General features: G+C 77.6%; 9 protein-coding genes. 3 read left to right on the top strand and 6 right to left on the bottom strand.

The features are described 5' to 3' along the window. Nucleotides 1-7: 7 nt before the first annotated feature. From ACQPX6_RS09535 to ACQPX6_RS09525, 3 genes are read right to left on the bottom strand one after another with little or no spacing between them, the layout of a single operon-like run. Complete coding sequence (locus ACQPX6_RS09535) at nt 8-982, bottom strand: ABC transporter substrate-binding protein (RefSeq protein ID WP_433787066.1); 975 nt, start codon at nt 980-982, stop codon at nt 8-10. After that, nucleotides 982-12,495, bottom strand: coding sequence for an amino acid adenylation domain-containing protein (locus ACQPX6_RS09530; protein ID WP_433787065.1), 11,514 nt, complete (start codon nt 12,493-12,495; stop codon nt 982-984). The genes ACQPX6_RS09535 and ACQPX6_RS09530 overlap by 1 nt, the downstream gene beginning before the upstream one ends. After that, the gene (locus ACQPX6_RS09525) at nt 12,492-18,890 is read right to left on the bottom strand and encodes an amino acid adenylation domain-containing protein (protein ID WP_433787064.1); all 6,399 of its coding nucleotides are present in this window, start codon (nt 18,888-18,890) and stop codon (nt 12,492-12,494) included. The genes ACQPX6_RS09530 and ACQPX6_RS09525 overlap by 4 nt, the downstream gene beginning before the upstream one ends. 204 nt (nt 18,891-19,094) lie before the next feature. Between ACQPX6_RS09525 and entS the strand changes: the two genes are divergently transcribed. The 3 genes from entS (at nt 19,095) to ACQPX6_RS09510 (ending at nt 22,055) form a co-directional block, all read left to right on the top strand. Continuing rightward, the gene (entS, locus tag ACQPX6_RS09520) at nt 19,095-20,453 is read left to right on the top strand and encodes an enterobactin transporter EntS (RefSeq protein ID WP_433787063.1); all 1,359 of its coding nucleotides are present in this window, start codon (nt 19,095-19,097) and stop codon (nt 20,451-20,453) included. A gap of 233 nt (nt 20,454-20,686) precedes the next feature. Then, nucleotides 20,687-21,205, top strand: a complete 519-nt coding sequence (locus tag ACQPX6_RS09515; protein WP_433787062.1) for a MarR family winged helix-turn-helix transcriptional regulator — start codon at nt 20,687-20,689, stop codon at nt 21,203-21,205. Then, complete coding sequence (locus ACQPX6_RS09510; protein ID WP_433787061.1) at nt 21,198-22,055, top strand: EamA family transporter; 858 nt, start codon at nt 21,198-21,200, stop codon at nt 22,053-22,055. The genes ACQPX6_RS09515 and ACQPX6_RS09510 overlap by 8 nt, the downstream gene beginning before the upstream one ends. 17 nt (nt 22,056-22,072) lie before the next feature. Here the strand turns inward: ACQPX6_RS09510 and ACQPX6_RS09505 are convergent, their stop codons facing one another. Genes ACQPX6_RS09505 through ACQPX6_RS09495 form a run of 3 tightly spaced genes read right to left on the bottom strand, consistent with a single transcriptional unit; the run spans nt 22,073 to nt 23,411 of the window. After that, on the bottom strand, nt 22,073-22,921 hold the full coding sequence (locus ACQPX6_RS09505) for a siderophore-interacting protein (protein ID WP_433787060.1): 849 nt from the start codon (nt 22,919-22,921) through the stop codon (nt 22,073-22,075). Beyond that, nucleotides 22,918-23,145: an MbtH family protein gene (locus ACQPX6_RS09500; protein ID WP_433787059.1), complete on the bottom strand. Its 228-nt coding sequence runs from the start codon at nt 23,143-23,145 to the stop codon at nt 22,918-22,920. Before ACQPX6_RS09500 ends, ACQPX6_RS09505 begins: the two co-directional genes overlap by 4 nt. Continuing rightward, nucleotides 23,142-23,411 carry a phosphopantetheine-binding protein gene (locus tag ACQPX6_RS09495; RefSeq protein ID WP_433787058.1) on the bottom strand — a complete coding sequence of 90 codons (270 nt, stop codon included), beginning with the start codon at nt 23,409-23,411 and terminating at the stop codon, nt 23,142-23,144. The genes ACQPX6_RS09500 and ACQPX6_RS09495 overlap by 4 nt, the downstream gene beginning before the upstream one ends. Nucleotides 23,412-23,434 lie beyond the last annotated feature (23 nt).

Raw genomic sequence — 23,434 nt, 5'->3', positions numbered from 1 at the left:
GTTCCTCCTAGACGCGGGGCAGGACGGTCTCGAGGTAGCTCTGCACGGCCTCGCCCTGCTTGTAGTGGCTGCAGTAGTAGTTCGGCAGCGGGAACAGCCGGCCCTCGCGCACGGCCCGGACCTGCTGGAACGCGGGCTGGGCGAGCAGGGTCTGGGTGTTGGCGTCGACGCCGCCGCGGGTGTCGGCGAGGTGCAGGACGACGTCGCAGTCGTCGAGCTGGGTGGCCTGCTCGTAGGACAACCGGCCGCCCGCGCCGGTCTTCCCCGCCGCGAACTGACCGAACGGGAACCCCGAGTCAGCCAGCACCACGCCGCTCCAGGACGTCGGGTAGTCGGAGAAGAACACCCCGCCCGAGCTGCCGCGCACCAGCGCCCACTTCGTGCGCGCGAGCGTGGCGGCGTACTGCTGGCGGATGCGGGCGGCGTGCTGGTCGTACGAGGTCTTGAGCTGCTCGCCCTGCGGCAGCCGGTTGACCGCGTCGGCGGTGCGCAGCGCGCGCTCGCCCCAGCTGCCGGGGTTCGCCGCGGCGGGCAGCAGCAGGGTCGGCGCGATGCCCGAGAGCTGCGCGCCGAGGTCGGCGGGCAGCGACGGCACGAGGGTGCCGAGGATGAGGTCGGGGGTCTGCGCGGCGATCGCCTCGAAGTTCAGCGCGGTGGGGCTGCCGACCTTGGGGATGCCGTCGTAGACCTGCTGGTACTCCGGGAGCACGCCGCCGAGGGTCGCCTCGGCGGTGCCCGACGGGGTCACGCCGACGTCGAGCAGGGCGTAGGTCGTGTAGAAGTCCGTGCAGACGATCCGCTGCGGGTTCGCGGGGATCTGGACGGGGCCGCCCGCGCCCTGGACGGTGCGCGTGGCGCCGCCCCCACCGCCGCCCGACTCCCCGCCGCCCCCGCAGGCGGCGAGCGCGAGCGTGGCGGCCACGCCCCCGGCGCCGGCGAGGAAGCCGCGGCGGGACAGGCCGGGTGGGACGTGCGGTGCCATCAGGGGGTCTCCTCCGGGGTGGGGGGCGTGGTCTCGGTGAGCAGGTCGCCGACCCGCTCGACGGCGCCCGGTCGCAGCAGCCCGTGGTGGGTGGCGGCGACCGTGACGAAGCGCGCGGAGGCGGGGAGCACCGGCGTCCAGCGCCGGCGCGCGTCGGCGAGGCGGTGAGGCTCTCGCACGCCGTCCGGGACGGCGACGACCATGGTGACCGATACGTCCGGATCGTCCAGCGGCGCGGGCTCGTGGGCGGCGAGGGTGGCGGCGGCGTGGCGCACGTGGCGCAGCGCGCCCGCCAGCACCGGCGGCGGGAAGAGCCCGGCGAGGCCGGGGTCCTGCTCGACCAGGGCCGTGAGCTCCGCCTCCGACCCGGGTGCGGGCAGCCCGAGGGCCTCGGCGAGGAACGCGACGGGGTCGATCGCGCCGCCCGTGCCCGCGCCCTCGCCGGGCCAGGCGTCGAGCAGGGTCAGCGAGGCGACCGTCTCCCCCGCGTGGATCAGTCGGCGCGCCACGGCGTGCGCCACGACCCCGCCGAACGACCAGCCGGCGAGGTCGTAGGGGCCGTGCGGGACGACCTCGCGCAGGCGGGCGAGCTGGTCGGCGGCGACGTCGTCGAGCGTGTCGGGCGCGAACCCGGGGTCGGCGAGCTCGCGCCCGGGCAGCGCCCACACCGCCCGGCCGGGGACCGCGCCGGTCAGCGCCGTGTACGGGTGGACGACGCCGCCGGCGCCGGGGAACAGCACCAGCGGGCGGCCCTCGGCGCGGCGCAGGGGCACGGGCGCGGCGGGGTCGCCGCCGCTCGCGGCGCCGTCGTCCAGGGCGGCGACGTCAGCGACGGTCGGGTGCCGCATGAGGTCGGCGACCGGCACCGTCAGGTCGAGGCGCTCGGCCAGCCGGGTGCGCAGCACCGCGAGCAGCAGCGAGTGCCCGCCGAGGTCGGCGAAGGCGGTGTCGACGCCCACCCGGTCGGCCTCGACGTCGAGGACCTCGGCGAACACGGCCGCCACCGCGCGCTCGGCGTCGGTGCGCGGCGCGGTCCCGCCCCCGGTGTCGCCCGCGGGCGCGGGCAGGGCGGCCCGGTCGACCTTGCCGGTGGGCAGCACGGGGACGGCGTCGAGGGCCACGAGCTCCGACGGGACGAGGTGGGCGGGCAGCGTGTCGTCGAGGTGCCGGCGGACGGCGTCGAGGTCCCCGTCGGCTTCGGGGACGACCCACGCGACGAGCCGCGTACCGCCCGGGCCGGGCCGGGTGTCGACGACGGCGCGGTCCACGCCGGGCGCGGCCGAGACCGCGGCGGCGACCTCGCCGAGCTCGATGCGGAAGCCGCGGACCTTGACCTGGTCGTCGGCGCGCCCGAGGTAGTCGAGGCGGCCGTCGGGCAGGCGGCGGACGACGTCGCCGGTGCGGTACATGCGCGTGCCGGGCCGGCCGGAGGGGTCGGCGACGAAGCGCTCGGCGGTGAGCGCGGGCCGGGCGTGGTAGCCGCGCGCCAGGCCCTCGCCCGCGAGGTAGAGCTCGCCGACCGCGCCCGGCGGCACCGGGCGCAGCGCGGCGTCGAGGACGTGGGCGCGGGTGTTCGGGTCGGGCACGCCGATCGGGACGCGGCCGGTGGCGCCGCTCTGCGGATCGGTCTCGCCGAGCGTGGAGTTCACGGCCACCTCGGTGGGGCCGTAGGCGTTGAAGACCCGCAGCCGGGCCGCCCAGCGCTCGACGATCGCCGGCGGGACGGCCTCGGTGCCCACCAGCATCACCGCGCCGTCGGGCAGCTCGGCGTCCGGCGGCAGGGCCGCGACCAGCGACGGCGGCAGGATCATCACGTCGCCGCGGCCGAACCCGCGCTCGGCGAGGAACGTCGTCAGCACCGGGTCGGCCACGCGCACCCGCGGCGGGGCCACCACGAGCGTCGCGCCGGTGAGCAACGACATCGTCAGCTCCCAGAACGCGACGTCGAAGCTGACCGAGGCGAACTGCAGCACCTTCGCGTCGGCGGTGACGCCGAGCCGGTCGACCGCCGTGGCCACCAGCGAGGGCGCCACGCGGTGGGGCAGCACGACGCCCTTGGGGCGCCCGGTGGAGCCGGACGTGTAGATGACGTAGGCGGCGTCGTCGGGGGTGAGCGGAGGGGTCGGCGGGGCCGGGGCGTCGGGCAGGGTGGCGACGTCGAGGCGCTCGACGCCCGCGACGTCGGGGACGTCGGTGTCCGCGGTGGTCAGCACGACGCGGGCTCCGGAGTCCGCGAGCATGAACTCGAGGCGGCCCGCCGGGTAGTCGGGGTCCAGGGGCAGGTAGGCGGCGCCGGCGGTGAGCACGGCGACCAGGCCGGCGACCAGCGTCGACGTCCGGGGCAGCGCGACCCCGACGACGTCGCCGCGCCCGATCCCGCGGGCGTGCAGGGCGGCGGCGACCCGCCCGGCGTCGGCCGCGAGCTCGGCGTACGTGCGGGTCTGCGTCTCTCCCGTCGCCGGGTCCTCGGCCACCACGGCGGGCGCGTCCGGGTGGGCGGCGACGGCCTCGGCGAACGCGGCGGGCCAGGAGTGGTCGGGGACGTCGACGGCGGTGTCGTTCCACCGCTCGAGGACGAGGCGGCGCTCGGCGTCGGCGAGCAGGTCGAGGCGCGCGAGCGGGGTGTCCGGGGCGTCGGCGATCGCGGTGAGCAGGCGGGCCAGCCGCCCGGCCCACGCCGCGGCGGCGTCGTCGTCGAGGGCGTCGGGGCGGTGGGCGAGGTGCAGGGCCGGCACGTTGCCGGCACCGAGGGCGGCGACGAGCACCAGCGGGTAGTGCGTCGCGTCCCGCCCCGCGACGTGCTCGACGGTGATGCCGGGGGGCCCGGCCTCGTGGACGGCGTCGCGGTCCACGGGGTAGTTCTCGACCACGAGCAGGGTGTCGACGAGGTCGTCCACGCCGATCGCGCGCTGGATCGCGGCGAGCCCGACGTGGGTGACGTCGAGCAGCGCGGCCTGTTCGGCGCCGACGCGGGTGAGCAGGTCGGCGAGGGTCTCGGCGGGGCGCTCAGTGATCCGCACCGGCACGGTGTTGATGAAGAGCCCGACGGCGTCCTGCGCCTCGCCCGACCCGCGGCCGGACACCGTCTGGCCGAACACGGCGTCGGGGCTGCCGGCGGCGCGCCCGACGAGGACGCCCCAGGCGGCCTGGAGCACGGTGGCGACGGTGACGCCGAGGCGGCGCGCGGTGGCGGCGATCCGGGCGGCGACGTCGTCGTCCAGCGGGACCGGGGTGCGGTGCGGGATGACGGTCTCGCCCGCGTCGGGGGTCTCGACGGCCCGCGTCGGTGCGGTGACCCCGGCGAGGGCTTCGCGCCAGGCCGCGAGGTCGGCGTCGGGGTCGCGGGCGGCGAGCATGGCGAGGTGGTCGCGGTAGGGCGGCGGGTCGGGGAGCTCGCGTCCCTCCCAGGTCGCGAGCAGCTCGCGCAGCACGATCGGCATCGACCAGCCGTCGATGGCGACGTGGTGGAAGGTCAGCACGAGGCGGTGGCGGTCGTCGGTGCGGCGCACGAGCACGGCGCGCAGCAGCGGGCCGGTCGCGACGTCGAAGACGCGCGTGCGCTCGGCGTCGGCGACCGTGTCCGGGTCGCCGTCGCTGGTCGTGAACGGCACGGCGAGGTGGCCCAGCACCACGCCGACGGGGCGGCCGTCGGGGCCGTCGGGGTAGACGGTGCGCAGCGCGTCGTGCCGGTCGGCGACGGTCTGGAGGGCCGCGTGGAGGGCGTCGGCGTCGACGGGTCCGGCGAGGTCGACGAGCAGCTGGATGCTGTAGACGTCGCCGCCGGCCTCGGCGCCGAGGCGGGCGAGGAACAGCAGGCCCTCGGCCAGCGGGCTCGGGGGCACGACGTCGACGACGCCGTCCCGTCCGGCGGCGACGGCACGGCGCACGTCGTCGGGGACCGCGGGGCTCGTCGGTGCGGCCGGGCCGGTGTCCGGGTCCGTGTCCGCGACCTCGGCGAGCGCCGCGATCGTCCGTCGCTCGAAGACCTGGCGGGGCGTGATGACGAGGCCGGCCGCGCGGGCCCGCCCGACCAGGGCGATGGCGAGGATGCTGTCGCCGCCGAGGGCGAAGAAGTCGTCGTCGGCGCCGACCTCCTGCTCGAGCACCGCAGCGAGGGCGCCGGCGAGGGCCTCCTCGACCGGACCCGACGGGGCGCGGCCCGCGGTGGCCGCGACCTCGGGCTCGGGGAGCGCGCGGGTGTCGACCTTGCCGTTGGGGGTGGTCGGCAGGGCGTCGATCACCGTGACGACCGACGGCACCATGTACTCGGGCAGCCGCGCGGCCACGGCGTCGCGGACGGCGGTGGGCTCCGGGGCCGCGCCGGTCGCGGGCACGACCCAGGCGAGCAGGCGCGCGGGGGCACCGTCGGCGCCGGGGCGGACGGCGGCGGCGGCTCGGGCGACGCCGTCGGCGGCCTGCAGCGCGGCGGTGACCTCGCCGAGCTCGATGCGGAAGCCGCGGACCTTGACCTGGTCGTCGGCGCGCCCGAGGGGGTGCAGGTCGCCGTGCTCGTCGCGGCGGGCGAGATCGCCGGTGCGGTACATGCGGGCGCCGGGCTCGTCGAACAGGGACCCGAAGGGGTCGGCGACGAAGCGCTCGGCGGTCAGGTCCGGGCGGGCGTGGTAGCCGCGGGCGAGGCCGGCGCCGGCGATCCAGAGCTCGCCGACCACACCGTCGGGCACGAGGCGCAGGGCTCCGTCGAGCACGTACGCGCGCTCCCCCCCGAGGGGCGTCCCGACCCCACGTGCGTGATCTTCTGAGCTATAGCTCAGAAGATCACGCACGTAGGAGGCGGTGGACCAGATCGTCGTCTCGGTGGGGCCGTAGACGTTGTGCACCTCGGCGGCGGAGGCGGCGAGCAGTTCGCCCAGCGCCGGGGGCAGGGCCTCGCCGCCCACGAGGACGCGGACGCCGGCGAGCGTGGCGGCGGGGTCGACCCGCTCGTCGGCGAGCAGCGCCTGCCACAGCGTCGGGGTCGACTGCACCACGGTCCGCCCCGGCGCCGCCGAGATGAGCGCGGCGAGCCCGACCGGGTCGAGCACCTCGTCGCGGCGCGCCAGCACCACCTCGGCGCCGGCGAGCAGGGGCAGCCAGAGCTCGAGCGCGGCGATGTCGAACGACACCGTCGTCACGGCCACCCACCGGTCGTCGGCGGTGAGCCCGAGCCGGGCGTCCATGGCGCCGAGGAACGCGTCGAGGGCGCCGGCGGGGACCACGACGCCCTTCGGTCGCCCGGTGGAGCCGGAGGTGTGGATGACGTAGGTGGTCTCGTCGCCGGTCGGGCCGTCGGGCTCGGCGTCGGCGGGGCCGTCGGCCTGCGGATCGACCACGGTGACGTCGCCGGGCAGCGACCCGGGCGCGCCGACCACGGCCACCGGGGCGGCGTCGTCGAGGACCTGGGCGATGCGCGAGGCCGGGTAGGCGGGGTCGAGCGGGACGTACGCCGCCCCGGTGCGCAGCACCGCGAGCAGCGCGACGACGAGGTCGGGCGAGCGCTCGACCGCCACGCCCACCAGCGCGCCGGGCGCCGCGCCCGCGACGCGCAACGAGCCGGCCAGCGCGGCCGACCGGTCCTGGAGCTCGCGGCGGGTCAGCGTCTCCTCGCCGCATCGGACGGCGACGGCGTCGGGGGCCTCGGCGGCGACGGCCGCGAGGCGCACCGGGAGCGGGCGCCCGTCGCGGATCGCCGGCGGTCCCTGGGCCGCGGCGAGCAGGGCGGCGCGCCGGTCGTCGTCGAGCAGGTCGAGGCGGGCGAGCGGGCGGTCGGGGTCGTCGACGAGGACGTCGAGCACGCCCACGAGGCGCGCGAGCAAGGCGTCGGCGTCGTCGGCGGGCACGACGCCGACGCGGTGGTTGAGCTGCAGCGTCAGACCATCGGGGCCCGGGGTGGCGACGAGGCTCGCCGGGTAGTGCGGGGCGTCGATGCTGCGCACGCCGGTGACGTGCAGGCCGTCGGGCAGCGCGGCGTCGACCGCGCAGGGGTCGAGCGGGTAGTTCTCGACCACGAGCAGGGTGTCGAACAGCTCGCCCAGCCCGACCGCGCGCTGGATCGCGGGCAGCCCGGCGTCCTGGTGCTCGAGCAGCGCGGCCTGCTCGTCCTGGGTGCGCGTGACCAGGCCGGCGAGGGTGTCGGCGGGGTGGGCGCGCACGCGCACCGGGACGGTGGCGATGTAGAGGCCGACGGCGGTCTCGATGCCGTCGACGTCCGCGGAACGCCCGGACACGGTCTGGCCGAGGACGATGTCGTCGCGGCCGGTGGCGTGGCCGAGCACGAGCGCCCAGGCGACCTGCAGCACCGACGAGAGCGTGACCCCGCGGGTGCGGGCGAGGGCCGCGAGGGCGTCGGACCGCTCGCGGTCGAGGACGCGGGTGCGGGCGGCCGTCGGGCCGGGGTCGGCGGTCGCGGGGGCGAGGCGGGTGGGGGCGTCGAGGTCGGCGAGGGCGTCGCGCCAGGCGGCGACGTCGGCGTCGTGGTCGCGGGCGGCGAGGCGGTGCAGGTGGGCGCGGTGCGCGAGCGCGGGCGGGAGGCCGGCGCGCTCGAGCAGGGTCGCGGGGTCGTCGACGCCGGTGCGCCGGGCGACGGACCAGAGGGTGAAGAGCTCGCGCACCACGATCGGGAGCGACCAGCCGTCGAGGACGGCGTGGTGGCTGACCAGGTGCAGGGTGACCGCGCCGTCGTCGCCTCGGTGGACGTCGAGCCGCACCAACCCACGTGCGTGATCTTCTGAGCTATAGCTCAGAAGATCACGCACGTAGGACGGCACCAGGGTCACCGGGCGGCCGGAGGAGACGGTCGGGAAGGTCTCGCGCAGGGCGTCGTGGCGCGCCGTGAGGGCGGCGAAAGCGCGGTGCAGGGCGGCCTCGGCCGCCGCGTCGACCGAGCCGGCGAGGTCGACCTCCAGCCGCACGGCGTAGACGTCGCGCTCGAGCGTCGGCTCCCCCGCCCCCTCGAACCGCGAGGTGAACAGGATCCCCTCGGCCAGCGGCGCCGGGGCCACGACGTCGTCGATCCCGCCGGGCGCCCGCGCGGCGAGCGCGTCGACGTCGTCCTGGGTCAGCGCGACGGTCGGGAAGTCCGACGGCGTGTGCCCGCCGACCGCGTCCCGGGCCGCCGCGAGCTCGCGGCAGGCGTCGGCGAAGGCGTCGGCGAGCGCAGTGACGTCCTCGTCGGTCAGCACCCCGTCGGGCCACGACCACCGCGCCACCAGGTGCGGCCCGTCGGCGCGGTCCTCGGTACGCGCGTTGATCTCCAGCGCGTGCGCGGCGGGCATCGAGGCGTCGCCCCCGCCGCTCATCGCCGGGGCCTCGGGGGCGGGCGCCCAGTCGCCGCCGGTGCCTGCGGCGGTGCGGCCGAGGTAGTTGACCAGAAGCTCCGGGCCGGTCCCGAGGTCGACGTCGAGCACGTCGCGCAACAGCCCGAACCCCAGCCCGTCGCCGGGCGTCGCGCGCAGGGCCTCCTTGGCCGCCTTGAGCACGCGATCCGGGGCGGCGTCGGGCGCGGGCAGGGGCACGCGCACCGGGTGGGTCGCGGTGAACCAGCCGACGGTGCGCGTGAGGTCGGGCTCGCCGGGCACGGCGCCGGGCTCGCGACCGTGGCGCTCGCGGTCGAGCACCAGGTCCGCCCCAGGTCCAGAGCGAGCCCCCGACCACCGCGCCACCGCCAGCGACAGCGCCGCCACGACGACGTCGTCCACCCCGCCGTGCACCGCGGCGGGCAGCGCGCCCAGCAGCACCTCGGTGACCTCGGGCCCCACCTCGACGTGGTGGTGCCGCGTGGTGGCGACGGTGTCGCGCGCGGGGTCGAGGGCCCGGCGCCCGATCGGCGCCCGGTCGCCGGCCAGCACCGCGCGCCACGCGTCGACCTCGTCCCGGCGGGCGTCGGCCGTCGCGACCAGCGCCTCCGCCCACGCCCGGAAGGAGGTCCCGGGCTCGAGCGCGCGGCCCTCCGCGGCGGCGGCGAGGTCGCCGGCGAGGATCGGCCACGACACCCCGTCGACGACGAGGTGGTGCACGGCGAGCACGAGGCGGTCGCCGGACCACGACGCGGCGACCATCCGGCCGGCGTGCGGGTCGAGGCGCTCGGCCGTGGCCGCGCCGTCCCCATCGCCGGTCACCACGACGTCCTCGGCGCGCACCGACCCCGCCGCCGGCACCTCCAGCGCCCCGTCGGCGACCCGTGCGCGCAGCAGGTCGTGGGTGTCGAGCACCGCCTGCAGCGCGGGTCGCGGGTCGGTCCCGGACGGCACGGCCAGCACCACCCGCTGGTGGTAGGTGCGGATCGGCCCCGGGCGGGCGAGCAGCCAGCGCTGGATCGGGGTCAGCGCCACGCGCCCGGTGCCGTCGACGGGCGCGATCGCCGGGCGCCCGCCGGCCGGCACCGCGACCGCCGCCAGCCCCGCCGCCGTGCGCGCCTCGAAGATCTGCCGCGGCGTGATCGTCCAGCCCGCGCGCCGCGCCCGCGACACGAGCTGGATCGAGACGATGCTGTCGCCGCCGAGGGCGAAGAAGTCGTCCTCGACCCCGACCTCCTGGAGCCCCAGCACCTCGGCCACGACGGCCGTCAGGGCCTGCTCGGCCTCGCTCTCCGGACCACGCCCGCCCGCGCCCGCGGAGCGCTCGGGGGCCGGCAGCCGGTCGCGGTCGATCTTGTTGTTGACCGTGAGCGGGAACGCGTCGAGCACGACGACGTCGCCCGGGACCATGTGCTCGGGCAGCGCCGCGGCCGCCCGGGCCCGCAGGTCCGCCGGGTCAGGGGTGCCGGCGCCCGGCGTCACGTACGCCACCAGCCGCGCCGACGGCCCGTCGCGCCGCACCACGGCGACGGCCTGGCCGACGGACGGGTCGGCGGCGAGCACGCTCGACACCTCGCCGAGCTCCACCCGGAACCCGCGCAGCGACACCTGGTCGTCCGCGCGCCCGAGGTACTCGAGCTGCTCGGGCCACGGGTCCGGGGCGCCGTCGCGGGTGGTCGCGCGGCGGCGGCGCACGAGGTCGCCGGTGCGGTACATGCGCGCGCCGGGCTCGCCGAACAGGGGTCCGAAGGGGTCGGCGACGAAGCGCTCGGCGGTGAGGTCGGGGCGCCCGCGGTAGCCGCGCGCCAGCCCGGCACCGGCGAGGTAGAGCTCGCCGACGACGCCGGGCGCGACCGGGCGCAGCCGGCGGTCGAGCACGTAGGCGCGCCCGTTGACGTCGGGCACGCCGATCGGCGCGGCGTGGTGCGTGGCGACGGCCTCGGCGCCGGCGCGCCCCGACAGGTCGCCGAACGTCGCGTTGACGGTGACCTCGGTGGGCCCGTACGCGTTGACCAGCGTCCGCCCCGGCGCCCACCGCGCGACCAGCTCGGGCGGCACCGCCTCGGTGCCCACGAGCAGGGTCATGTCCTCGGGCAGCGCGACCTCGGGCGGCAGCGCCCCCGACACCGACGGCGGCAGCGCGGCGTGGGTGACGCCGTGGCGCACGAGGTACGCGACGAGCTCGGCGTCGGGCGCGCGGAGCTCCGTGGGCACCACGACGAGCATGCCGCCGACGCACAGCGCCATCGACATCTCGAACACCGCGAGGTCGAAGCTCACCGATGCGAAGTGCGAGACCCGCGACGTCGGCGCGACGCCGAGCGTGTGCCGGGCGGTGGCGACGAGGTCGGCGACCCCGGTGTGGGGCACGACCACGCCCTTGGGCCGGCCCGTCGACCCCGACGTGTAGACGAGGTACGCGGCGTCGAGGGGGTGGGGTGCGGGGAGGGCGCGGGTCTCGTCCCCGGGCACGACGTCCGGCGACAGGCGCGGGACGTCCACGGTCAGCTCGTCCCCGCCGACCAGGGCCACCGGGTCGGCGTCGTCGATCATGAAGGCGAGCCGGTCGGGCGGGTAGTCGGGGTCGAGCGCCAGGAACGCCGCGCCCGCGCGCAGCACGGCCACGAGCGCGACGAACAGCTCCGCCGACCGCGGCAGCGACACCGCGACCACGCGGTCCGGCCCGGCGCCGGCCTCGACCAGGGCGCGGGCCAGCCGCCCGGACCGCTGGTCCAGCTCACCCCACGTCAGCCGCTCGTCGCCGTGCACGAGCGCGGCAGCGTCGGGCCCGGCGGCGTCGAGCGCGACGTCGAACATCGCCAGCCAGGTGCGCGGCGCGACCTCGAGGCGCGTGTCGTTGAGCTCGACGACGAGGTGGTGGCGCTCGGCGTCGTCGAGGACGTCGAGGTCGTCCACGGTGCGGTCCGGGTCGGCGACCACGGCGCGCAGCACGCGCTCGACGCGCGCGAGCAGGGTGCGGGCGTCGGCGTCGCCGATCTGCTCGGGACGGTGGACGAGGCGCAGCCGCGCCGGCTCGTCGCCGTGGGCGGGCAGCGCGACGATGCTGACCGGGTAGTGGGTGGCGTCGCGGATGCCGACGTGGTCGACGCCGAGGTCGGGCGCGAGGCGGGCCAGCGCGGACGGGTCGAGGCCGACGTTCTCGACGACGAGCAGCGTGTCGAACAGCTCGCCGATCCCCGCCCGGCGCTGGATCTCCGCGAGCCCGGCCTGGTGGTCGGGCCAGCGCGCGGCCTGCTCGTCCTGGACGCGGTCGAGGAGCTCGCCGACGGTCTCCTGCCGACGGAGACGCACCCGTACCGGGACCGTGTTGACGAACAGCCCGAGGATCGCCTCGACCCCCGCGACCTCGGGCGGGCGCCCGGACACGGTGGTGCCGAAGACGACGTCGTCGCGGCCCGTCAGGCGCGCGAGCACGACGCCCCACACCACCGACAGCACGGTGGCGGTGGTGACGCCGCGGTCGCGGGCGAGTGCGGCGAGCCCGTCGCCGAGCTGGTCGTCGAGGGCGGTCTCGACCGTGGCGGGCAGGTCGGTGGGTACGCCCTCCTCGGCGCTCGGGGCAGGTGCCAGGCGGGTGGGTTCGTCGAGGCCGGCGAGGTCGTCGGCGAAGCGCTGGGCCATCGCCGCGGTGTCCTGCGCGCCGAGCCACTCGAGGTAGCCGCGATACGGCACCGCGTCGCCCGCGGGCTCCCGGCCCTCGGCGTGGTCGAGCAGCTCGGTGACCAGCGGGCCGAGCGACCACCCGTCGACCACGAGGTGGTGCAGCGTGATCGCCAGGCGCCACCGGCCGTCCGGGCGCCGGACCAGCACCGCGCGCACCAGCGGCGGCCGCCCGAGGGCGAACGGGCGGACGCGCTCGGCCTCGCACGCCCGCTCGACCTCCGCGTCGTCGGCGGCGTCGGTCTCGGTCCACGGCGTGCTCGCGGCCTCGGGGACGACGGCCACGGGGCTGCCGCGCTTGCGGTCGCGGATCGCCGAGCGCAGCACGTCGTGACGCGCGAGCACGGCGTCGAGGGCGTCGCGCAGGCGCTCGGGGCGCGGGCCGTGGCCGTCGAGCTGCAGCTGGATCGTGTAGGGGTCGACGCCGGCCGACCCCTCGTCGCCCGCGGCCCAGCGCGCGAGGAAGAGCAGGCCCTCCTGCAGCGGCGAGAGCGGCAGGACGTCGGCGACCGCCGAGCGATCGTCGCGGGTGGAGGTCACGGGGCGCTCCACTCGGCGTCCAGATCCTCGAGCTCGTCGTCGTCGAGGGCGACGAGCGGGGCGGACGAGCCCGCGCCGTTCGATGCCGCGGGGGCCGCCTCCTGCGTCTTCTCCGCGACCTCGGCCAGCGCGGCCGGCGTGCGGCGGGTGAACACGTCGCGGGCGGCGATGGCCCAGCCAACGGCGCGGGCGCGGCCGACGACGCGGATGGAGGCGATGCTGTCGCCGCCGAGGGCGAAGAAGTCGGCGTCGGCACCGATGGCGGGGACGTCGAGCACCTCGCCGAACACCGCGGCGAGCGCGCGCTCGGCTTCGGTCTCGGGCGCGCGGCCGGCACCGGCCGGGGCGCCGGCGACCTCGGGCTCCGGCAGCGCCTTGGCGTCGATCTTGCCGTTGGGCGTGGTCGGGAAGGCGTCGAGGACGGTGACCGCCACGGGCACCATGTGCTCGGGCAGCCGTTCGGCGACCGCGGCGCGCACGGCCGCGGGGTCCAGGTCGGTGTCGGAGCCGTCGCTCGCCACCACGTAGCCGAGCAGGCGCGCCGGGGCGTCCCCCGCGCCGGGGCGCACCACCGCGGTGGCCGCGGCGACACCGTCGGCGGCCTCGAGCGCGGCGGTGACGTCGCCCAGCTCGATGCGGAAGCCGCGCACCTTGACCTGCTGGTCGACCCGGCCGAGGTAGTGCAGGGTGCCGTCGCGGTCGCGGCGGGCGAGGTCGCCGGTGCGGTACATCCGCGTGCCGGGCGGGCCGAAGGGGTCGGCGACGAAGCGCTCGGCGGTGAGGTCGCCGCGGGCGTGGTAGCCGCGCGTCACCCCCGCGCCGGCGAGGTGGAGCTCGCCGACCACGCCGTCGGGCACCGGCCGCAGCCCGGCGTCGAGCACGTACGCGCGCTCGCCGGGGAGCGGGGTCCCGATCCCATGTGAGCGAACTTCGGGGCTATAGGCCCCAAGATCGCTCACGTGGGCGGCCGTCGACCAGATCGTCGTCTCGGTGGGGCCGTAGACGTTGGTGACCTCGGCGGCCACGGCCGCCAGGCGCTGCCCCAGGGCGGCCGGGAGCGCCTCGCCGCCCACGAGCACGCGCACCCCGGCGAGGGTCGCGGCGAGGTCGACGCCCTCGTCGGACGCCAGCGCCTGCCACAGCGTCGGCGTCGCCTGCACCACCGACGCGCCCGCCGCCAGGGCCGCGAGCCGCGGCGGGTCGAGCACCTCCTCGCGGCGGGCGAGCACGACCTCGGCGCCGGAGACCAGCGGCAGCCACAGCTCCAGCGCGGCGATGTCGAACGACACCGTCGTCACCGCCACCCACCGGTCCCCCGGGCCCAGCGCGAGCCGGTCGGCCATGCCGGCGAGGAACGCGTCCAGCGCGGCTGCGGGCACCACGACACCCTTCGGGCGGCCCGTCGAGCCCGACGTGTAGATCGTGTAGACGGCCTCGTCGCCGACCGGGCCGCCCTCCAGCGCCCCGGAACCGTGACCCGCGTCGGGCGCCACCACCGCCACGTCGCCCGCGTCGAACCCCGCCTCCGCGACGACCGCGACCGGCGTCGCGTCGGTGAGCACCTGGTGCGTGCGCGCTGCGGGGTGGTCGGGGTCCAGCGGGAGGTACGCCGCGCCGGTCGCCAGCACCGCGAGCAGCGCCGTGACCAGCTCCGGGCCGCGCGGCAGGGCCACGCCGACCAGCGCTCCCGGGCCCGCGCCGGCCTTCTCCAGCGCGACAGCGAGGGCGCCGGCGCGCTCCACGAGCTCGGCGTAGGTGGTCACGGAGTCGCCGCAGCGCACGGCCACCGCGTCCGGCCGCTCGGCGGCGACCGCCGCGACGCGCGCGGGCAGCGGGCGCCCGTCGGGGGTGACGCGCGGCCCGACGCCCGCCGCGACGAGGCGGTCGCGCTCGGCGGCGTCGGTCACCGGCAGGGTGTCGACGACCCGGTCGGGCTCGGCCGCGAGCGCGCCGAGCAGCCGCAGCCAGCGGTCGACGAGCGCCTGCGCGGTGGCGGCGTCGTAGAGGTCGAGGGCGTGCTCGACGAACCCGTCCAGTCCGTCGGCGCCGCGGGTCTCGGTGAGGTCGACGGTCAGGTCGAACTTGGCCGTCCCGGTCTCGCGCAGCTCCAGCGTCGCGTCGAGGCCGGGCATCTCCGGGCCGCCGGCGCGCACCTCGCGGTAGGACAGCATGACCTGGAACAGCGGATGGCGGGCCAGCGCGCGGCCCGGGTCGAGCGCCTGCACGACGCGATCGAAGGGCACGTCGGCGTGCGCGACGGCGTCGAGGTCGACCTCGCGGACCCGGGCGAGCAGCTCGCGGCCGGTGGGGTGCCCGCCGGTGTCGACGCGCAGGACGACGTTGTTGACGAAGAGTCCGACCAGGGGGTCCAGGGCCGGGTCGGTGCGGCCGGTGACGGGACTGCCGACGGCGACGTCGGTGCCCGCCCCGAGCCCGGTCAGCAGGGCGGCGAAGGCGGCGTGCAGCACCATGAACGTGCTGGTCCCGGTCGCGCGGGCCACCGTGCGCACGCCGCGGTGCAGGGTCGCGTCCACGGTGAACCGCAGGACCCCGCCGGCGCCCGACGGCTCGGCGGGCCGCGGTCGGTCGGCCGGCAGCGCGATCTCCTCGGGCAGCCCGGCGAGCTGCTCGCGCCACCACGCCAGCTGTGCGCCGGCCCGCGAGGCGGCGTCGTCGGGCGCGCCGAGGCGCTCGGCGTCCCACACGGTGTGGTCGGCGTACTGGATCGCCAGCTCCGGGCGCTCCGGCGCGCGGCCCTCGCGGCGGGCGGCGTAGGCGGTGGCGAGGTCGTCGGCGAGTGTGGTCAGCGACCACTCGTCGGCGGCGAGGTGGTGCACGACGAGTACGAGGACGTATTCGGCGCCGGCCTCGATCAGCGTCGCGGCGACCGGGATCGTCGTGGCGACGTCGACCACGGTGCGGGCAGCGTCGTCGATCGCGGCCTCGAGGTCGTCGGGGTGCCCCGCCTGCGTCCAGGGGACCTCCGGGTCGGGCACCACGTGCTGGCGCGCGACGCCGTCGTCGTCCTCGACGGGCACGGTGCGCAGCGCCTCGTGCCGGGCGACGAGGTCGCCGACCGCGGCGCGCAGCGCGCCGGCGTCGAGCTCGCCGCGCAGGCGCAGCACGGCGGGGATGTTGTAGGTCGCCGACGGCCCGTGCAGGCGGTGCAGGAACCACAGCCGCTGCTGGGCGGGCGAGAGCGGGGGCTCGGTCGCGCGGTCGGCACGCGGCGCGAGCGGCGGGTCGTCGGGGGTGGCGGCCCCGGACGCGTCGAGGCGCGCGGCGAGGGCCGCAGGCGTCGGGGCGTCGAAGACGTCGCGGACGGTCAGGGTGCCGCCGACCCGGTCGGCGGCGCGGGCGACGAGCCGGGTCGCGAGCAGCGAGTGCCCGCCGAGGGCGAAGAAGTCGTCGTCGGGGTCGACGGTATCGAGGCCCAGGACCTCGGCGGTGATGGCGCAGAGCGCTTCCTCCACCGGCCCGGCGGGGGCGCGCCGGGCCGTCGCGGCGGCGGGGTCGGGCGCGGGCAGGCGGGCCTTGTCGACCTTGCCGTTGGCGGTCAGCGGGAACGCGTCGACCACGACGACGGCCGAGGGCAGCAGGTGCTCGGGCAGCGTGTCGGCGAGGCGCGCGCGGACGTCGGCGGTGGTGGGCTGGGCACCGTCCGCGGGCACGACGTGCGCGACCAGGCGGTCGGTGGACAGAGACACCACGGAGCGCGCGATGCCGTCGAGGGCGTCGAGCGCGGCCTCGACCTCGCCGGGCTCGACGCGGTGGCCCCGGACCTTGACCTGGTCGTCGGCGCGTCCGACGTAGTGCAGGACGCCGTCGCGGTCGCGGCGTACGAGGTCGCCCGTGCGGTACATGCGCTCGCCCGGCGCGCCCGCGGGGTCGGCGACGAAGCGCGCGGCGGTGAGCGACGGGCGGCCGAGGTAGCCGCGCGCGAGCCCGGCGCCGGCGATGTAGAGCTCGCCGACCACGCCGTCGGGGACGTCCTGCAGGGCCCGGTCGAGCACCCGCGTCCGCGTCCCGGTGATCGCCGTCCCGATCGGCGGCGCCCCATGTGAGCGATCTTTGGGGCTGTAGGCCCAAAGATCACTCACGTGGGAGGCCGTCGACCACACCGTCGTCTCGGTCGGGCCGTAGAGGTTGGTGACGTCGGCGCCGGCGGCGACGAGGTTCGCGGCCAGCGACGCGGGCAGGGCCTCGCCGCCGACGAGCGCGGTAACGCCGGCCAGCGCGTCCGGCGCGACGTCGGCGAGCGCGCGCCAGAGCGTCGGCGTCGCCTGCACCGTGAGCCCGGCCTGCGAGCGCAGCACGTCGGCGAGCGCGGCGGGGTCCTGCACGGTGCGCCGTGGCGCGACCACCACCGTGGCGCCGGCGAGCACCGGCACCAGCAGCTCGAGCGCCGCGATGTCGAAGCCCACGGTGGTGACGGCGACGAGCGTGCGCCCCGGCGCCAGCCCGGTGCGCGCGTGCATGTCGAGCAGGAACGTGCGCAGCGCCGCGCGGGGCACGACCACGCCCTTGGGGCGCCCGGTCGACCCGGAGGTGTGGATCACGTGCGCCGCGTGGGCGTCGTCGACCGGAGGCAGCACCGGGGCCTCGGCCGGCAGGTCCGCCAGCGCCGCGGCGAGATCCAGGGTCACGACCCCGGGCAGCGCGTCGCGGGTCTCGGCGCTCACCAGCGCGAGCGCCGGCACCGCGTCCTCGACGACGAGCGCCAGGCGCGCCGCCGGGGCGTCGGTGTCCAGCGGCAGCCAGCCCGCGCCTGCGTGCACCGCGGCGAGGATCGCGACGACGAGGTCGGGCGTGCGGGGCAGCGCGATCGCCACGAGCGACCCGGGTCCCGCGCCCTCGGCGCGCAGCCGGGCGGCGAGGCCCCGCGCGCGGCGGTCGAGCTCGCCGTGTGTCAGGCCGGTGCCGTCGGGCGCGGTGACCGCGAGGCGGTCGGGGTGCTCGCGCGCGGCCCGGCCGAGCAGCGTGCTCAGGTCGCCTGCGGGCAGCGCGGAGACCGGCGCGCCCGTGCCCGCCGCCCGCGCCGCCGCGCGCTCGTCCTCGTCGAGCAGCGCCACCGCGCCCAGCGGCCGGTCGGGCGGCGTGTGCGCGAGCGTGCCCAGCAGCGCGGCGAGGCGGCGGCGGTGGCCCTCGACCTCGTCGGCGTCGTACGTCGCGGGGTTGGCGTCGACGTCGAGCACCAGGCTGCCGTCGGGCTGGCGCTGCACGTTCACCGCGAGGTCGTGCACGGGACCGCCGGCGACCGGCCGCGCGGTGCCGACGGTCTCGGCGCCGAAGCGCAGCTTGTCGGCGAACGGCTTGACGTTCACCCACGGGCCCACGAGGGCCGCCTCGCCCCGGGTGCCGCCGGCGGCGTCGAGGCGCAGGTCGCGGCGCAGGTCCTCGAAGCGGCGGTGCTGGTGGTCGCGCACGGCGGCGAGCTCCGCGGCCACCTCGGCGACCAGCTCGCCCACCGTCGTGGCCGGCGTCGGCCCGAGGCGCAGCGGCACGATGTTGACCAGCATCCCGGGCGTGCGGGCGGCGGTCCGCATCCCGCGCCCGAGGCGGCCCATCATCGGCACGCCGAGCACGACGTCGGGCGCGCCGGACAGCCGGTGCAGGTACAGCGCGACCGCGGCCAGCACGAGCTCGGGCCAGCGCCCGCCGCCGGCCGTCGCCGCGGTCTCCATCTCCTCGACCGCGGCGGCGGGCAGCGTGGCGCCGCGGCGCAGGAACGTCGACGACGAGCGCGTCGACCCGCGTCCCAGCGTCGCGGGCTCGGGCGGGCCGGGGAACCGCTGCGCCCAGAACGCGCGGTCGTCCTCGCGCGTCGCGTCCCGGGCCTGCGCGTCCGCCGCGACGAGCTCCTCGAGCGTGCCCGCCCGCGACGCCGGCGCCGCGTCGACGGCCAGGCGCGCGGCGTAGAGCGCGGCCACCCGGCGCGCGACGAGCGAGAAGCCGTACGCGTCCATGACGACGTGGTGATAGCTGTGGAACCACACGTGGTGGTCCTCGCCCAGGCGCAGCACGGCCTGGGCGAACAGCGGCCCGCGGTCGAGGTCCACCGGCTCGGCCAGCGCCCGGTCCATCCACGCCCGGGCCGCGGCCTCGGGGTCCGCCTCACCGCGGAGGTCCACGCGCTGCACGCTCCACGCGGCGCGCTCCCCCGGCGGCACGACGGTCTGGCGCGGCTCGCCGTCGACGCTGGTGAAGCGCACGTGCAGCGCCTCGGTCTCCTCGACCGCGTCCCGGATCGCCGCGACGAGCACGTCGGCGGCCAGCGGCCCGACGAGGTCGAGGCGCTCACCGGTGTTGTAGATCGGGTTGGCCGGGTCGAGGTGCTGGGCGAACCAGATACCTTCCTGCGCTCCGGTCAGGGGCAGATCGCGCGCAGCGGCCACGCCCACCTCCTCGCCGTCGTGGATCACCCGGGCCGCCGCGAGTTTGGCAAGCCTAACCTGCGCAAAGCAAGCCGATCCGGGCGCGACGAAGACCACGTGTCGTGTCCGGGGCGGTACTCCCCGCTGTCGTCCGTGCCGCTCCGGATGGTATGGATAGCCTCACCTACGGACCGAGGGGAGCAGGGGTTGCTGGCGTCCCGGCTCGTGATCGATCTGTCGCCCCTGCGCTCCAGCCGGGCCTTCCGGCTGGTGTTCGCGGCGCGCGTCGTCTCCCTCTTCGGCATCTCGCTGACGACGGTGGGCGTGCCGTGGCAGGTCTTCGACATGACGCGGTCGTCGCTGCAGGTCAGCGTGGCCGCCGCGGTGGTCGGCACGACGACGTTCGCGGGCACGCTCGCGGGTGGCGTCATCGCCGACCGCTTCGACCGGCGCACGGTCATCCTCGTCTCGCGCGGCGGCGCGACGCTGGTGTTCGCCGCGCTCGCGGTGAACGCGGCGCTGCCGACGCCCCAGCTGTGGCTGATCTACCTCCTGGTCGGGATCAACGGCGCGACCGCGGTGAGCCAGAGCGCGCTGATGGCCGTGACGCCCGCGATCGTGCCCCGCGAGCAGCTCGCCGCGGCGGGCGCGCTGGTCGCCCTGTCCACCCAGATCGGCGCGGTCGTGGGGCCCTCGGTCGCCGGCCTGCTCATCGCCGGACCGGGCCTCGCGGTCAACTTCGGACTCTGCGCGCTCGGCTCGCTGGTCACCACCACCCTGCTGTTCTTCCTGCCCCCGCTGCCGCCGCAGGGCGCGCCGACCGCCCGCCCGCTGCAGTCGATCGCCGAGGGCGCGACGTTCGTCGCCAAGCACCCGGTGGTGCGCGGGGTGCTGCTCATCGACGTCGCCGCCATGGTGTTCGCGCTGCCCTACGTGCTGTTCCCGCAGCTGGCCATCGAGGTGTTCGAGGCCGGGCCCCAGGCCGCCGGCCTGCTCTACACCGCGCCCGCCGTCGGGGCGATGATCGCCGCCCTGACCAGCGGCTGGACCTCGCAGGTGCACCACTCCGGGCGCGTGCTCGTGGTCGCGGTGCTGCTCTACGGCGCGGCCATCGCCGCCGTCGGGCTCGCCGGGTCGCTGCCCCTGGCGCTGGCGTTCCTCGCCGTCGCCGGGGCGTGCGACATGGTCTCGGAGGTGCTGCGACGCGCCCTGCTCGCGCACTGCACCCCCGACCACCTGCAGGGACGCGTGTCGAGCGTGTGGCTCGCGCAGGCGACCGTCGGACCCTCGGCGGGCGGCGTCGAGGCCGGCGTCGCCTCGCGACTGCTGGGTCCCGGCCCCGCGATCACCGCGGGCGGCGCGATCTGCGTGGTCGCGACGGCCGCCCTCGCCGCCGCGCTCCCCCCGCTGCGCCGCGTCAGCCTGCGCGCCGACGAGTGGGCCGCGCCGCCGACCGGCGTCCCCGAGCGCTCACCACTGGAGCCCGAGGCGGAGATCGAGGGTGCGGTCGACGACGCGGTCGAGGGCGCCCTGGCGGGCGCGGACACCGAGCGCGCCGAGGGCGACGACCCCGGGCGTCGCTGAGCGCGCCCGCGCGCGGGGCAGCGAAGGTCACCCCGACTGCGTCACGCGCACCCGAAGCGTCCTTCGCTGCGCGAGCAACCGCCGAGCCGTGCCCCGGCGCGACGCCGCGAAGGTGACCCTCGCTGCGTCCAGCGCCGTCGAGGTGACCTTCGCTCCCGGCTGCGGCAGTCCGGGGCACCGGTCCACGTCGAAGGGACTCGACCGCGCCCGACGCATCGGCTTCAATATGACTCATGCACATCGAGGGCGGAAGGGCCCTGAACGTCGTCGGCGCCTGGGCGCTGAGCGTCGCCGACGCGGTGCGCGAGGCGGCGGAGCGATCGACCGGCATGGGCGGCGCCGGCCCGGCGGCGCTGGTCGCCGTCGCCGCCGAGCCGGGCATGAGCGTCGAGACCCTGCGCCGGGCCCTCGGGCTGACCCACCCCGGCGCGGTGCGGCTGGTCGACCGCCTCGAGGAGCGCGGGTGGGTCGAACGGGGCCCCGGTGGTGGACGGACCGTGGCCCTGCGACCCACCGCCGCCGGTGTCACGGCGCGGGACGCGCTCCTCGCGGCCCGGCACGAGGCGCTCGCGGCGCAGCTCGAGCGGCTGGGCCCCGATCGGGAACGGCTCGCCGCGGCGATCGAGCCCCTGCTGCTCGACCAGGCGGCGGACGCGGGCGAGCTGCGCCGCCTCTGCCGGCTCTGCGACCGGGCGGCGTGCGAGCCCTGTCCACCCTGGACCCACCTCGAGCCCGACGCGGTCGATGGGTAGCCCGGCGGGACTCCTGGGGCTCGTCGCCGCCCTGTCCTACGGCGTCGGGGACTTCGTCGGCGGGGCGCTCTCGCGGCGTCTGCCCGCGCTGACCCTCCTCGTCCTCGGCCAGGGCGCGGCCCTGCTCGTCCTCCTCCCGGCGAGCACCCTCGTCGCCGGCACGCCTGGTGCGGCCGCGCTGGCGTGGGGCGCGGGCGCCGGGGTGGCCGGCGCCGCGGGGAGCTACTGCTTCCTGCGCGGCTTCGCCACCGGGCGGCTCGGGGTCGTCACCCCGACCGCCTCGGTCACCGCCGCCGGGCTCCCCGTGCTCGTCGACCTCCTGCGCGGCGTGGCGGTCTCCCGGCCCGCCGCGATCGGGATCGTGCTGGCCCTCGTCGCCGTCGTGCTCGTCGGCCTCCCCGAACCACGTCGGACTGGAGACCACCTTCCCCCGGGTCCGAGCCGCCGCGGCGTGGGCTGGGGCCTCGGCGCCGGCGCCGCCCACGCGGTCATGTACGTCCTGCTGGGCGAGGCGCCGACCGGGAGCGGGCTCTGGCCGGCGGTCGCGCTGTTCGTCGTCATCGTGGGCGTCGCCCTCGCCGCCGCATGGTTGCGCGGCGCCCGGCTCCGGCTGTCCCCCCGGCAGGTGCCCGCCGTCCTCACCGTCGGCGCGCTCTCCGCGGCGGGCACCGTGGCCTACCTGCTCGCCGCCGGTGCCGGCAGCGTCGGGGTCGCCGCGGTGACCACCGAGCTCTCGCCCGTCGTCACCGCGGTGCTGGCCCGTGTGCTCCTCGCCGAGCCCCTCCCGGCGCTGCGCACGCTCGGGCTCGCCCTCGCCGTCGTCGCCGGCGTCCTCATCGGGAGCGGCTGACCGGGACCAGCCGCGCCTCAGTCCTCGCCCGGCGCGTGGTGGTCGTGGTTGACGACGCCACGGCGCCAGTACCCGTCGACGTCGAGGTGCCGTGAGCAGACGTCCGGGCGCGCCCGCAGCATGCGGCGCACCGGGCGCAGGGCGCCGGCCTCCCCCGCGACCCACACGAACCCGCGTCCCGGGGGCAGCGTCATCGCCGCGAGCGCGTCGTGCAGCAGCGCGGCCTCGCCGGCCGGGGCCCCGTCGCGGTGCAGCCAGTGCACGGTGACGTCGGCGGCCGACGCGAGCTCCTGCTCCTCCGCGGCGTCCGCGATCTCGCAGAACACCTCGGCGCGCGCGCCGGCGGGCAGCTCGGCGAGCCAGCGGCCGATGGCCGGCAGCGCGGTCTCGTCGCCGGCCAGCACGTACCAGTCGAGGGTGTCGTCGACGACCTCGGAGCCGCGCGGGCCCAGCACGCCGACCTTGAGCCCGGGCCGCGCGGCCGCGGCCCAGGCGCCCGCGAGACCGCCGGCGTGCACGACCATGTCGAGGTCGAGCTCGCCGGCCGCGCGGTCGAGGCGGCGCACGGTGTAGTCGCGGTAGGTGCGCGGCGTCCCGGGCGGGGGCGGCACGAGCCCGTGCTCGCCGACCGTCGGCATCACGGGCAGCTCGTCGCCGCCGGTGGGGAAGAAGACCTTGACGTGGTCGGTGGCCGCCGCGCCCGGCAGCTCGGCGAAGTCGCCCGACAGCGTCACCCGGGCCATGCGCGGGGTCAGGCGCTGGACACGCACGACCTCGGCCAGGCGGGGTCGCAGCCCGTGGAGCATGCGGGAGACGGGCGCGGGTGCCCCGTCGATCCACCGCTGCACCGGGGCGGGGGCGGTCACCGCGACCCCTCCTGCGCCTCGACGAGGCTGCGCGGCCGCAGGTCGGTCCAGTGCGTCTCGACGTACTCGACGCAGGCCTGGCGGCTCTCGCCCTCGGGGGCCTCCCCGAGGACGGCGCGCCAGCCGTCCGGGACGTCGGCGAACACGGGCCACAGGCTGTGCTGGCCCTCGTCGTTGACGAGCACGAGGAAACGGCCGTCCTCGTCGTCGAAGGGGTTGGTCACGTCGTCGCTCCCCGCTCCTCGTCGTGCAGCAGGCGGGCCCAGGCATCGAGCGTGGGCGTCTCGGCCAGGTCGATGAAGCTCAGCTCGGTGCCGCCGGCCCGCCAGGACTCGACCAGGCTCATCAGCCGGATCGAGTCGAGGCCGCGGTCGAGCAGGTCGTCGTGGTCGCCGATGGCCTCCGGCGACTCCTCGAGGGCCTGCGCGACGTCGGCGCGCATGCGCTCGAGGTCGACGGCGGCGGCCGGGTCTGCGTCCGGGCTGGACACGGGACGTCCCTTCGTCGACGGCA

The sequence above is a fragment of the Actinomycetospora sp. CA-101289 genome (genome assembly GCF_050955895.1).
Lineage (GTDB): Bacteria > Actinomycetota > Actinomycetes > Mycobacteriales > Pseudonocardiaceae > Actinomycetospora.
This window is presented reverse-complemented; position numbering and strand designations above follow the sequence as displayed.

Excerpts from the sequence above, each read along its gene's own strand:
- ACQPX6_RS09535 (WP_433787066.1), bottom strand. The coding sequence starts at position 982 with ATGGCACCGCACGTCCCACCCGGCCTGTCCCGCCGCGGCTTCCTCGCC.
- ACQPX6_RS09510 (WP_433787061.1), top strand. The coding sequence starts at position 21,198 with ATGGGTAGCCCGGCGGGACTCCTGGGGCTCGTCGCCGCCCTGTCCTAC.
- ACQPX6_RS09515 (WP_433787062.1), top strand. The coding sequence starts at position 20,687 with ATGCACATCGAGGGCGGAAGGGCCCTGAACGTCGTCGGCGCCTGGGCG.